Source organism: Rhodanobacter ginsengisoli, from assembly GCF_042657065.1.
In the GTDB taxonomy this organism is placed as follows: domain Bacteria; phylum Pseudomonadota; class Gammaproteobacteria; order Xanthomonadales; family Rhodanobacteraceae; genus Rhodanobacter; species Rhodanobacter ginsengisoli.
This window is the reverse complement of record NZ_JBHSNF010000003.1, coordinates 559,394-572,071: the sequence shown is the minus strand read 5'-3', so window position 1 is coordinate 572,071 and position 12,678 is coordinate 559,394. Positions and strand designations below refer to the sequence as shown.

Genomic DNA, 12,678 nt, shown 5'->3' with positions numbered 1-12,678 from the left:
AACGCCGCCAACGGCAAGATGGGGTTGGAGCACCCGCATCCGTCCGATCGCATCCCCGCCACAGGAACCCGCATGCCGCCCGAAAATCCCCGCTCGCCCCGCCCTCTTGCGCGCCGCAGCCTGCTCGCCTCGCTCCTGCTGCTGCTCGGCGGCGCGCTGCTTTCCGGTTGCCAGGCGGTGCTGTTCCGCGGACTCAACGCCAGCTCCGGCCCGGGCGACGTCGTGATCCAGCGCGATGTGATGTTCGACCCGGCCACGCGGCTGGCGCTGGATGTCTATCGTCCGCGCGATGCGCGCAACGCGCCGGTGCTGGTGTTCTTCTACGGCGGCAGCTGGAAATCCGGCAAGCGCGCGTGGTACCGCTGGGCCGGCGAAGCGTTGGCCCGCCGGGGGCTGGTGGTGGTGATCCCGGATTACCGCCAGTGGCCGCAGGTGCGGCTGGACGGCTTCATGCGGGATGCGGCGCAGGCCGTCGCATGGACCCACGCGCATGCCGCCGCATACGGCGGCGATCCGTCGTCGCTGTTCCTGATGGGACATTCCGCCGGCGCCCACATCGGCGCGTTGCTGGCCACCGACGCGCACTGGCTCGCCGGCGTCGGAATGCAACCGCGTCAGCTGGCCGGCTTCATCGGCCTGGCCGGCCCGTACGATTTCCTGCCGCTGAAGGATGCCGATTTCATCGATATGTTCGGCCGCACCCACGCCGTCCAGCTGCGCTCGCAGCCGGTGCATTTCGTCGATGGCGACGAACCGCCGATGCTGCTGATGCAGGGCACCACCGACCGGGTGGTGTGGCCGCGCAACGCACGATCGCTGGCCGCGGCGCTCACCCGCGAGGGCGAGCCGGTCGAACTGAAGATGTACCCGGACACCGGCCACGCCACGATCCTGCTGGCGATGTCCCGGCCGTTCCGTGGCAAGGCCCCGGTACTCGACGACGTCGCCAGCTTCATGCGGCGGCGGCTGGCTCGCCGCACCGACCGGAAGGAGTCCGTCGTCACACCATGAAAGACGCCGGGCCCGGTGGCCCGGCGTCTTCGTCAACGGCGGCGGTCAACGCTGGAGCGAACCCGGCTCAACGCAGGATCGCTGCCGGATCCTGTGCCGCCTTCAATGCGCTGCACAACCGGATCGATTCACCGGTCTGCGCCAGCCCACGCTCGATGCCGGCCGCGTCGCCGGCGCGCGGCTTGAAGAATGCCTGCAGGCGATCCCCTTCCGCGGGCGAGCAACCGCCGCCAGCGGCCAGCGAGGGCAGGCGACCGCCGGAGAAACTGCCGGTGCGCGCCAGGATCTGTGGGTAGTGGGCAGTGAACCACTGCCACATCGCATCGCGCCGGGCCCGGGTATCGCGGCTGCCGTACAGCAACATCGCCATTTCGCCGACCTTGACCTGCTTGTCCAACGCGAAGTTGCGCACCTGCCCGGCCAGGACCGGATCCTCCACGCTGGAAAGGCCACCGAGGATGGCATTGCGCAGCGCCGCGTCGCTGGTCTGCGGCAACTCGGCGATCAACGCCTCGACGGCGGGTTTGCCGTGCTCCTGCACCGCCACGCCCAGCGCATCGCCCAGCAGATCGGGATCGGCGGCGGTCAGATTCAGCCGACCATCGGCCTTGCGCTTGAGCGCTGCCTCACCCTGGCCGAGCAGCGCGGCACGCACTTCGGGCAGCCTGAAGTCGAAGGCCAGGCTGCCGGCCAGTGTGCTGCGCAGCAGGGAAGCATCCTCGGTTTCGCCGGCCCTGCGCTGGTAGCCGAGCTGCTGCAGGCGCGGCAGGTACGTGTCCTTCACCCAGGTCTGCAGCCGTGCACGCTGCACGTCCGTGGTGGCTTCGTGGTGGTAGATCCATTCGAGCTGGGTCAACGGCGCGGTAGCCACTTCGCGGATCTTCGAATGGGTCAGCGGCTTCAGGGCGGCCAGCACGTCGCCGGCGTCCAGGTCGCCGTGCTGGAAACCGGCACTGACCGCATCGGCATAGGCGAGCTGCTCGGCGTCGCTGAGCTGGCCGACCTCATGGGCCAGACCGGCCAGCTGCTGCCTGCCCAGGCTGAAACGGTAGTAACCATCGGCGTTCGCGTTCGGCATGATCCAGGTCGGCTGGCTGGCACCGGCCAGCACCATCGAGCCGGTCGCCTTGTCGAGCATTTCGCAGCTGACCTTGCTGCCGTCGGCGGTGCCGTAGCGCACGCACACCGGCACGCCCCAGACCCGCCTGGTGTCGCCCGTACTGCCCACCGGCAGGTAACGGCTCTGGCTCAGCTGCAGCACGGTCCGGCCGTCCTTCTGCTCCAGCCGGGTCTGCACGTAGGGCACGCCGGACTGGTCGAGAAAGCTGTGAAACGCCTGCTTGAATGCTTCGCCCTTGTCCGCCGCGGCGGCGATCGAATCGACCAGGTCGCTGGTTACCGCATTGCCGAACTTGTGCTTCTGGATGTATGCGCGCATGCCCCGCTGGAACGTCTTCTCGCCCACGTAGTTCTCGAACATGCCGATCACGCTGGCACCCTTCTGGTAGGTGATGCCGTCGAACGCGGTCATGATGTCGCCGTTGCCGGTGATCGGCTGGGTGATCCGGCGCGCACTGACCAGGCTGTCGTTGCGCATCGCCCCCTGGGCGCCGCGCACGCGGTCGAGGTCGGCGCGGTATTCCGGGTGCACCTCCATGGTGACCTTCTGCTGCATCCAGGTCGCGAAGGCCTCGTTCAGCCAGATGTCGTTCCACCATGCCGTGGTCACGGTGTCGCCGGTCCACTGGTGCGCGAGTTCATGCGCGGTGACGTTGAACGAGCCCTGCACGTTGCGCGCCGGCGAATCCTTGTCGAGCAGCAGCAGCCAGTCGCGGAAGGTGACCAGGCCGGCGTTCTCCATCGCGCCGGCGGCGAAGTCCGGCGCGGCCAGCACGTCGAGCTTGTCCCACGGATAGCCGAAACCGTAGTAGTTCTCCAGCGCATGGATGATGCTCGGCGTCTCGCTCAGCACGTGCTGCATGCGCTGCGCCTCGCCCGCCGCGGCGATGCCGCGCAGCGGCAGCGGCCGGGAGCGATACGCATCCGGCGCGATGTCCGGCGCCGTCTGGATGCTCCACGGGCCGACGCCGAAGGCGACCAGGTAAGTCGGCAGCGGCAGCGTCTGCGCGAAGGTCAGCGTTTTCCAGCCCTTGCCGGCGGGGACCTCCTTCACTTGCTGGGTATTGGCCACGCCGACTTCGGCGGTCGGGATGGTCAGGCTGATGTCGAACGGGGTCTTGAAGCCCGGCTCGTCGAAACCCGGAAACGCGTAGCGCGCACTGATCGGCTCCATCTGCGTCATCGCGTACGGCCGGCCCTTGGCGCTGACCTTGTACAGCCCCTGCAACTGCGCATTCAGCGGCGCGGTGTAATCGAGCTTCAAGGTCAGCTCCTGCGGCTTCAGCGTGCGGCCGAAATCCACCCGCACCACACCCGCCTTCGGATCCACCTCGACGTACTTGCCCGCATGCGCCTTGCCGGCGCCATCGGTGATCGTCACCTTCGACACCTTCAGTTCGCTGCCGTCCAGCCACAGGTGATCCGAGGCGCGGGTCAGCTTGACCCTGATCGTGGTGGTGCCGGAAAAATCCTGCTGCGCCGGATCGACCTTGAACGCCAGCCGGTACGACTGCGGCACGGCCCAGCCCGGCAAGCGACCTTGCGGCGCCTGCTCGGCGGTGGCGGCCAGCGCGGTGCCGCAACAGGCAGCGAGCGCAGTGAGCAGAAGCGGGCGAACGAGACGGCGCATGGGGACCTGACCTGGAAAGAAGAGGATCCACAAACTAGGGCCCGGAATGACTTTCGACCCAGTGCCATAAGGCACGGATGCCCTGGCCCGAGCGGCTGGGCAAAGGTATCGACTGCGCTCGGCGGCACGCCTCGGGCCGACTTAAAAAAAAACCGGCGACGAGGCTGGGCTCGTCGCCGGCGGGGTAGCCCGTGCGCCTGCGGGGGAGATGGAGTGGCTCCGACGCACGGGTATTACTCCATCGGAGTGGATGCAGAGTAAGCCCTGTATTTGCATTGCTCCAATTGATTGTTACCATCGAAATCATAGTTTCAAGCTATTGACTAGCCGAGGTGGCCGATGAATCTGCGCGATCTCCAGTATCTGGTCGCCCTTGCCGAGCACCGGCACTTTGGCCGGGCCGCCGAGGCCTGCTTCGTGAGCCAGCCGACCCTGTCCACCCAGATCAAGAAACTGGAGGACGAACTGGGCGTGCCGCTGGTCGAACGCACGCCGCGCAAGGTACTGCTGACCGAGGTCGGCCGCGACATCGCGATCCGCGCCCGTGACGTACTCGGCGGCATCGAACAGATTCGCAGCGTGGCCCGGCGCACGCTGGACCCGGAGTCCGGCACCGTGCGGCTGGGTATTTTCCCGACCCTGGGTCCGTACCTGCTGCCGCATGCATTGCCGCTGGTGCGCGCCGCGTTTCCGAAGCTGGAACTGCTGCTGGTCGAGGAGAAGACCGAAGCGGTATTGCGCCTGCTGCGCGAAGGCCGGCTCGACGCCGCCATCCTCGCGCTGCCGCTGCACGAGGACAGCCTGCACAGCGAATTCCTGTTCGAGGAACCGTTCCTGCTGGCGGTTTCCGAAGCGCATCCGCTGGCGCACAAACAGGGCCTGCTGAAATTGAGTGACCTGTCCAACCAGAACCTGTTGCTGCTGGAAGACGGCCATTGCCTGCGCGACCAGGCGCTGGAGGTGTGCCACATGGCCGGCGCCGGCGAGCGCAGCGGTTTCCGCGCCACCAGCCTGGAGACGCTGCGCCAGATGGTGGCGGCGAATGTGGGAATCACCCTGTTGCCGGTCACCTCGGTGAAGCCGCCGGTGGCGGCGGTCGAGAACCTGCACCTGATCGAGTTCAAGGGCCACCCGCCGAGCCGGCGCGTCGCCATGGTCTGGCGCAAGAGCTCGGCAATGGATGCCTTTCTGAAGCGTCTGGCCGAGGTCTTCCGGCAGCTGCCGGCCGATCTGCTGGATACGCACGCCGCGGCCTCGCCGCCCGCGGCGGCGCTGCCGCCGCCCCCGCGCAAACGCCAACCCCGATAGCCGGGGGCTATCCGTTCCATCGAAACAATCAATTTCATCGCGTGCACGGCGCGGACTAGGCTCGAGCGGCAACGGCCGTCATGGCCGCCTCGCTTTTCCCTCCCAGCCACACGCCATGAGGTGATGTCATGAGCAACCTGAAAGGTTCCAGGACCGAGGAAAATCTGAAGTACGCCTTCGCCGGGGAATCCCAGGCCAACCGCCGCTACCTGTACTTCGCCGGCAAGGCCGACGTCGAGGGTTACAACGACGTGGCCGCGGTATTCCGCTCCACCGCGGAAGGCGAGACCGGTCATGCGCACGGCCACCTGGAATATCTGGAAGCGGTCGGCGACCCCGCCACCGGGCTGCCGTTCGGCGACACCGCGAACAACCTCAAGTCGGCCATCGCCGGCGAGACGCACGAATACACCGACATGTATCCGGGCATGGTCAAGGTCGCGCGCGAAGAAGGCTTCGAGGAGATCGCCGACTGGTTCGAAACCCTGGCCAAGGCGGAGCGCTCGCATGCGAACCGCTTCACCAAGGCGCTGAACGAACTGGGTTGACGCGCCGATCGCGGACCGGGGTCGGAGTGCGTTTTCGTCGCGACGAAAACGCACTCCGACCCCTCCTACCGGAGGCACCATGGACCTGATCCACGAAACGCGCGAAGGCAACCTGGATGCGCCGACCCGGCATCCGCTGGACTGGCTCAAGCCGGAGTTCATGGATCAGCAGGCGCTGGACGCGGAGATGGAGCGGGTGTTCAACATCTGCCATGGCTGCCGCCGCTGCGTGAGCCTGTGCCACGCCTTCCCCACCCTGTTCGACCTGATCGACGAGTCGAAGACGATGGAGATCGACGGGGTCGACAAGGCCGACTACCCGAAGGTCACCGAGCAGTGCTACCTGTGCGACCTGTGCTACCAGGTCAAGTGTCCGTACACGCCGCCGCATCCCTGGAACGTGGATTTCCCGCACCTGATGCTGCGCGCCAAGGCGGTGGCGTTCGAACGCGATGGCGCGCCGCTGTCGGCGAAGATCCTGTCCAGCACGCGCACCGTGGGCAAGCTCGCCTCGATCCCGGTGGTGGTGCAGGTGATCAACGCGGCGAACCGCAATCCCGGCGCCCGCAAGCTGCTGGAAAAGACCATGGACGTCGACGCCAACGCACGCGTCCCGGAATATCACTCGCCCACCGCGCGCAGGCGCCTGCGCGACCTCGACGGCAGCGGCGAGGCGACCCCGGCGGGGCGCACCCGCGGCAAGGTGGCGCTGTTCGCCACCTGTTACTGCGACCACTCGGCACCGGGCGTGGTCGAGGATCTGGCCGCGCTGCTTCGGCACAACGCGATCCCGACCCGGCTGGTCGAGCAGGAAAGCTGCTGCGGCATGCCGAAGCTCGAGCTGGGCGACCTGCAGACGGTGCGCAAATACAAGGAGCGCAATATCCCGGTGCTGGCGAAAATGGCGCGCGACGGCTGGGACTTCACCGCGGCGGTCCCGTCCTGCGTGCTGATGTTCAAGCAGGAGCTGCCGCTGATGTTTCCCGACGACGCCGAGGTGGCGCTGGTGCGCGAGCGCTTCTTCGATCCGTTCGAATACCTGGCCGAACGGCACAAGGCCGGGTTGCTCGACACCGATTTCACGACCCCGCTGGGCAAGGTGGCCTGGCAGGTGCCATGCCACCAGCGCGTGCAGAAGATCGGGCCGAAGACGCGCGACATCCTGCAGCTGGTGCCGGGCACCGAAGTCGTCACCATCGAGCGCTGCTCCGGCCACGACGGCACCTATGGCGTCAAGCACAAGACCTATGCGCTGTCGCGCAAGCTGGCCAGGCCGGTGGAGAGCCGGGTCAGCCAGGCCGAAGCCGACCACTTCACCAGCGACTGCCCGATGGCCGGCGGCCACATCGCCCACGGCCTGGACGACAAGCCGGCCGCCGAGCATCCGCTGAGCCTGCTGCGCAAGGCCTACGGAATCTGACGATGGACAAACTCACCCGCGCCGACCTGCTCAGCCTGGAAAACTATGCACTGGAGCGCAACGAGCTGCGCGCCCGCGTACTCGCGCACAAGAAGCAACGCACGGTGCACCTGGGCGGGCACCTCACGCTGATCTTCGAGGACCGGCACACCGTGCAATACCAGGTCCAGGAGATGCTGCGCATCGAGCGCATCTTCGAGGCCGCCGGCATCCAGGAAGAACTCGATGCCTACAATCCGCTGATCCCGGACGGCCGCAATCTCAAGGCCACGATGATGGTGGAGTTTCCCGACGAGGCCCAGCGCCGGCAGGAACTGGTGCGCCTGCGTGGCATCGAGCACGCCATCGAACTGCTCGTGGACGGCCACGCCCCGGTCCCGGCCATCGCCGACGAGGACATGGATCGCGGCAACGACGAGAAGACCGCCGCCGTGCACTTCCTGCGCTTCGAACTGGATCCGGCCATGATCGCCGACTGGCACGCCGGTGCCGGGGTGACCCTGGCCTCGATCCTGGCGGCGATGCCGATCACGACAAGCCTGAGCGCCGGACAGCGCCGCGCGCTGGCAGCGGATTTCGACTGATTGCGCACGCTACCGGCGGGCGGCTTACACTCCCCGTTCCTTCACGCCCGCTGCCCGCATGCGCAAGCTCCTGATCGTCGCCGCCGCGTTGCTGCTCCTGCTGGCCGTACTCAAGCAGCGGCAGCATCGCCCGCTGCATCCCGCCCCCGGCGTGCTCGCCGCCGAAGTGCCGGTGCAGGTCGACCTCGACCACGGCGCGCAACTGCAGCGCGGCGACGTCACGCTGACCACCCGCGCGCATTTCGACATCACCGCCCGCGTGCTGTCGCGTGCGGACTATACCTGGGGCGACGACGCCCAACTGATCCCCGAAGACCTCGCGCTGGGCTGGGGCCGCATGTCCGACAGCGCCGTGCTGGCGAAGATCGACATCAGCCAGTCCGGCCGCTTCTACTACTGGCACGTCAATGAGTTTCCGATTCCGCGCCGCGAGATCGAGACGTCCAGCGCGAACATGCACATGATCCCCGCCGATGCCGGCGTGAAACATGAACTCGAACAGGTGCGCGCCGGCCAGGTCGTGCACATCGAGGGCTTCCTGGTCGACGCCAGCCGCGCCAACGGCTGGCACTGGCGCACCTCGATGAGCCGCGACGACACCGGCGCGGGCGCCTGCGAGCTGATCTATGTGGAGAGCCTCGATATCCTGCCGCCTTGAGCGGCTTGAGCGACTTGAGCGGCTCGAGCGGCTTGCGCGGCCCGGTAGCGTTGCCGACCCTGGTTGCGTTGCAGCTCGCGGCTGATGGTCGAGGACGCCCGGTTCAGCGCAGCGGCAATCGAACGAATCGACTTGCCGGCAGCCACACCACGCGATATCTCCTATCGTACGTTCGGTCGTAACGCCCGCAGTGAGCGACGACGTTGTGGTGGACGAATGCCTCCTGACCGAGCCAAGACCCCGGCAATAGCGGAATGATGCCGATCGAACAGGTCGGCAATCTGCTGCAGCGGCTCGCCGCGCTGCCAGCGATCCCACATCAACGACTTCTGTGTTTCCGAGTAATAGATCCGTTTCCGGTAGTGCATCTGCAACGCTCCTGCTGCCTGTGGCAGCTCTCAGTGTGTTGCATCCACCGGTTGAATCCGCCGTCAGACTCGGACATTCCGGATCTACAAGCTTCGTACGGATACCGTGCGCGAATGAAGTTTGAGCTGAACAGTGCGAGCAACCAGTACGGGTCTGAATAGTCGGCGATTGGCCCCATGCGCTGAGCTGCTGCCTCAACGATCTCTCGTCTCGCTCCTTACTCAAGACGAAGGAAGATGTGTACGTAGTCGTGACCGCGCTCAAGTGACCCTGTTTCGAGCAGCACGCTGCACTCGAGTAGGATCTCGAGGGCAAGCAATTCAAGCAGGCAGGAACCATTCGACTCCGCATTGACCTTGCCTCGAAGGTATTCAGCGTCCGCTACGAGGCGTTCCGCCTCACGGAGCATCGGCTTGGTACGTAGCTCGGCCATCGACACTTAACGTTTGACATGAGGGGCTTGCGTAGGCGAGCGAAGCCCGCTGGAGCAAGTTCCCTCGATGGAAGGGTTAGGCGCCTGCTGCACCTCAGGCAGTGATTTCAACTCGGTTTCCATCTGGGTCGAGCGCCACGCTTTCATAGTAACTATCGCCTGTGCGGCGAGGACCATCGACGATTGGGTGCCCGTCGGCCCTCAGTTGTGCGGTGAGCGCATCAACGCGTGCCTCCGATCCGACCGATATTGCGAAGTGGGTGAGCCCCATACGCTGTGCGCCTGCCTCAATGAACACAGGAGACAGCGTAGTTGTCTTCATGACCTCAATGCGTGCGCCTTCCGAGAAGCTCAGAAAGCAGGACTCAAACCCCTTTGTGGGGTTTACGTACGAAGCACCGGTCGTGGCACCAAAGTACGAGACATAGAACGCTTTGCAACGCTCGATGTCGGTGGTCCAGAGGGCGATGTGCTCAATGCGCATGTTCAGGCGCCCAACTACTGATTAGACGGACCCGTGGGTCCGGTTATACATACTTGATCGCGCTCGGAGCTACTGACGCAATCCCTTATTCTGCCGGGAGTTTACCTTTGCTGCGTCAGGCTAACAAACAAACGTATAACCGGGCGGAGAGCCATGGCCCTGGAGCGGCCGCTACGGGTCGCAAGCAGACCATTGGACTTACAAACGGCCCGCCACCTGTTCCAAGAGGGTTCGCCGCCCTTTGAGGGTCACGTCGATCCCGGTCCCACTTATACGAACGACCTTCCCCGAGAAGAACTCGATTTCGAGATTGACTGGCCCGGTGGTCGACAAGGGAAGCATGAGCAAGTTGTGATAAGGGCCATCTTCAGTAACAAGCTTGCCGTCCCCTACCTTGGCAGGGTAGTCAACTTGCTCACCACCAACGGTTGCGCTGCAAACACGAATCTCAGCTTCCTGAGCCCATCCCTTGCCATCCAGATGCACATATGCGCGACTGAACTTGATAATGATCGATCCGTCGCGACTCTCGATGCCGCTGATTGTCGAGTCGTGTAGTTCAATCGAATAAGGCAGGTCGGTCATGTCTAGCCTCCCTGTGATTACGGATTGGGCGGTGTCCTCCGTCGACAAGCGACCTTCAGTCGGATCGTCTATGGGCTAGCAACGCTGGTCAAGTTGTCCTACGAGACTGGTCATCTGGATCGGCGAAGATTGGACTACAGGCTGACAACCCGCCCCGGCTTGCCTGCGAGTGGCGCGCTACCGGCAGCGCCGTTCACCCCCGCGGATGGTGCTGTGCGTGCAGGCGTTTCAGGCCTTCCTTTGCCACCAGGGTGTAGATCTGGGTGGTGCTGAGCGAGCTGTGGCCGAGCAGCATCTGCAGGGCACGCAGGTCGGCGCCGTGATTGAGCAGGTGTGTCGCGAACGAGTGGCGCAGCACGTGGGGCGAGATGCGTTTGGGGTTGATCCCGACCTTCAATGCATAGCGCTTCACCAGGGTCCAGAACATCTGCCGGGTCATGCCCTCGCCGCGCATGCTGAGGAACAGCGCCGCCGGCTGACGGCCCTTCGCCAGCTGCGGCCGGGCGCCGGACAGATAGGTGCCGATGCGCTCCAGCGCCATTTCGCCGACCGGCACCAGCCGATCCTTGCCGCCCTTGCCGGTCACCCGCAGCACGCCCTGGCGCGTGTTGAGCGCGGCCAGCGGCAGCTCGACCAATTCGGATACGCGCAGGCCGGAGGCATACATCAGCTCCAGCATGGCGCGATCGCGCAGGCCCAGCGTGGTGCCCACATCCGGCGCGTCGAGCAGACCCTCGATCTCGCGCTCGGCCAGCGCCTTGGGCAGGCTGCGTGGCATCTTCGGTCGTTCCACCAGCAGGGTCGGATCGGCAAAGCCCGGTTCGTTGCGGACGAGAAACGCGTAGTAGCGGCGGAACGCCGATTGCCGCCGCGCGATCGAACGCAATGCGACCGACTGCGCGCCGTGATACGCGGAAATATCCTCGCGCCGCGCCACCCGCAGATTGCGGCCACGCCCGGCCAGCCAGCTCGCCAGTGCCTCCAGGTCGCGGCGATACGCTTCCAGCGTGCGATCAGCCAGACCGTCCTCCGACCACACCCGCTCCAGAAAGGCGGCGATGCTCCGCTGGTCGGCTTCGGCGATACTGGCGTGAGTTTCTTCCTTCTTCATGCGCACGATGCTGGCCATTGCGCGCGCACTACGCAAGCGACCGCAGCCCGATGCCCGTGAACCCAGACACCCAGGTGCCATCCCACCCTGCTCGTCCCTGTCCGCTGTGGCGGCGGCTGCTGGCGCTGGTCTACGACCTGCTGATCGTGATCGCGATCGTGATGGTAGTCGGCCTGCTGTGCCAGCTGGCCACCGGCGGCCAGCTGATCCAGACCGGCGCGCGGACCGTGATCCCGGCCTGGTACCGGCCGCTGCAGGGAGTGGTGGTGGCGGCGTATTTCATCAGCTCGTGGATGCGCGGTGGACAGACCGTGGGCATGCGGCCGTGGCATATCCGGCTGACCCGGGCCGATGGCGGCGCACCCACGCTGCAGCAGGCGCTGCTGCGCGTGCTGGTGGCGGCGGCGCCGTTGCTGCTGCTGATGCTGCAGCCGATGCTCGGGCTGCATGCGACGCTGTGGACGGTGCTGACAGTCTGGGCCGGCTGGTTCGCGGTGGCCTTGTTCGACCCACGCCGGCGCGCCCTGCACGACATCGTCGCCGCGACCGAGCTTCGCCTGGCGGGCTGAGCTTCACGTTACGCTGAGCGCCTACCGGGTCCAATGCGCCGATGTCCCCACCACGCCCCGCCGAAAGTCGCAACGACGCCGAACTGATCCTCGCCAACCGGGGGTTCTACGAATCGCTGTGGGCCCGGGCCAAACTGATCGGTCCGGAACGATTCAACACCTGGCCGCTGCTGCGCGAACTGGCGGCCGGGGCTCCGCGTCGGCTGGAAGTGGCGCCCGGCCTGCGCCCGCGGCTGCCGCTGGACGGCACCTGCTTCGTCGACCTCAGCCATGCCGCCCTGCATCGGCTGCATGCCCGCGGCGCCAGCACGGTGCACGGCATGATCGGCGCGTTGCCCTGCGCCGACGCCAGTTTCGACCTGGTCTGCGCGCTCGACATCCTGGAACATGTCGCCGACGACGACGGCGCGCTGGCCGAACTGGCACGGGTCGCCGCACCCGGTGCCAGCATGCTGCTGTCGGTACCGCTGCACCCGGAGGCATGGACCGCGTTCGACGACTTCGTCGGCCACTGCCGCCGGTACGAGCCGGCGCGGATCGTCGCCAAGCTGGCCGACCACGGCATCCGCATCGAACACAGCGCGGTGTATGGCATGCAGCCGAAGTCCTCGCGCCTGCTCGACCTCGGCCAGTGGTACCTGACCCACCGGCGCGAGCGCGCGATGTGGTGGTACAACCACGTGTTCATGCCGCTCGGGCTGCGCTTCCAGAAACCGCTGCAGTGGCGAGCCGGGCTGGGCGCCACGCAAGGGGTCGACGAGCTGCTGCTGTACTGCCGTCGCGGGTAACTTGTTGATCCAGCTGGCGACTGACTTTGCGGCATCGCACCACAGCGGGCCCAAACAGCGC

General features: G+C 66.1%; 12 protein-coding genes and 1 pseudogene. 8 read left to right on the top strand and 5 right to left on the bottom strand.

What is annotated here, in order from left to right:
* The first annotated feature begins 72 nt into the window (after positions 1–72).
* Complete coding sequence (locus tag ACFPPA_RS15940; RefSeq protein ID WP_377321665.1) at positions 73–1,011, top strand: alpha/beta hydrolase; 939 nt, start codon at positions 73–75, stop codon at positions 1,009–1,011.
* Positions 1,012–1,078: 67 nt separating this feature from the next.
* On the opposite strand, the gene ACFPPA_RS15935 is transcribed toward ACFPPA_RS15940, so the two are convergent.
* A complete protein-coding gene (locus ACFPPA_RS15935) occupies positions 1,079–3,760 on the bottom strand; it encodes a M1 family metallopeptidase (RefSeq protein ID WP_377321663.1) in 2,682 nt (893 codons plus the stop codon).
* 339 nt (positions 3,761–4,099) lie between these two features.
* Between ACFPPA_RS15935 and ACFPPA_RS15930 the strand changes: the two genes are divergently transcribed.
* The 5 genes from ACFPPA_RS15930 (at position 4,100) to ACFPPA_RS15910 (ending at position 8,278) form a co-directional block, all read left to right on the top strand.
* On the top strand, positions 4,100–5,068 hold the full coding sequence (locus ACFPPA_RS15930) for a LysR substrate-binding domain-containing protein (protein WP_377321662.1): 969 nt from the start codon (positions 4,100–4,102) through the stop codon (positions 5,066–5,068).
* Positions 5,069–5,196: 128 nt separating this feature from the next.
* Complete coding sequence (locus tag ACFPPA_RS15925; protein WP_377321660.1) at positions 5,197–5,616, top strand: rubrerythrin family protein; 420 nt, start codon at positions 5,197–5,199, stop codon at positions 5,614–5,616.
* A gap of 79 nt (positions 5,617–5,695) precedes the next feature.
* A complete protein-coding gene (locus tag ACFPPA_RS15920) occupies positions 5,696–7,036 on the top strand; it encodes a (Fe-S)-binding protein (protein ID WP_377321658.1) in 1,341 nt (446 codons plus the stop codon).
* A 2-nt stretch (positions 7,037–7,038) separates the two neighbouring features.
* Positions 7,039–7,620, top strand: a complete 582-nt coding sequence (locus ACFPPA_RS15915) for a DUF3501 family protein (RefSeq protein WP_377321656.1) — start codon at positions 7,039–7,041, stop codon at positions 7,618–7,620.
* 58 nt (positions 7,621–7,678) lie between these two features.
* On the top strand, positions 7,679–8,278 hold the full coding sequence (locus tag ACFPPA_RS15910) for a hypothetical protein (protein ID WP_377321654.1): 600 nt from the start codon (positions 7,679–7,681) through the stop codon (positions 8,276–8,278).
* Between the two features lie 20 nt (positions 8,279–8,298).
* On the opposite strand, the pseudogene ACFPPA_RS15905 reads toward ACFPPA_RS15910, so the two are convergent.
* The 4 genes and pseudogenes from ACFPPA_RS15905 to xerD all read right to left on the bottom strand — a co-directional run.
* Positions 8,299–8,646: pseudogene (locus tag ACFPPA_RS15905) on the bottom strand (helix-turn-helix domain-containing protein); the annotation flags it as partial.
* A 528-nt stretch (positions 8,647–9,174) separates the two neighbouring features.
* Positions 9,175–9,564, bottom strand: coding sequence for a VOC family protein (locus ACFPPA_RS15900; RefSeq protein ID WP_377321652.1), 390 nt, complete (start codon positions 9,562–9,564; stop codon positions 9,175–9,177).
* Positions 9,565–9,762: 198 nt separating this feature from the next.
* Positions 9,763–10,149, bottom strand: a complete 387-nt coding sequence (locus tag ACFPPA_RS15895; RefSeq protein ID WP_377321650.1) for a hypothetical protein — start codon at positions 10,147–10,149, stop codon at positions 9,763–9,765.
* Between the two features lie 193 nt (positions 10,150–10,342).
* A complete protein-coding gene (gene xerD, locus ACFPPA_RS15890; protein ID WP_377321648.1) occupies positions 10,343–11,260 on the bottom strand; it encodes a site-specific tyrosine recombinase XerD in 918 nt (305 codons plus the stop codon).
* A gap of 56 nt (positions 11,261–11,316) precedes the next feature.
* Between xerD and ACFPPA_RS15885 the strand changes: the two genes are divergently transcribed.
* Positions 11,317–11,829, top strand: coding sequence for an RDD family protein (locus tag ACFPPA_RS15885; protein ID WP_377321646.1), 513 nt, complete (start codon positions 11,317–11,319; stop codon positions 11,827–11,829).
* Positions 11,830–11,870: 41 nt separating this feature from the next.
* Positions 11,871–12,617: a class I SAM-dependent methyltransferase gene (locus tag ACFPPA_RS15880; RefSeq protein ID WP_377321644.1), complete on the top strand. Its 747-nt coding sequence runs from the start codon at positions 11,871–11,873 to the stop codon at positions 12,615–12,617.
* Positions 12,618–12,678 lie beyond the last annotated feature (61 nt).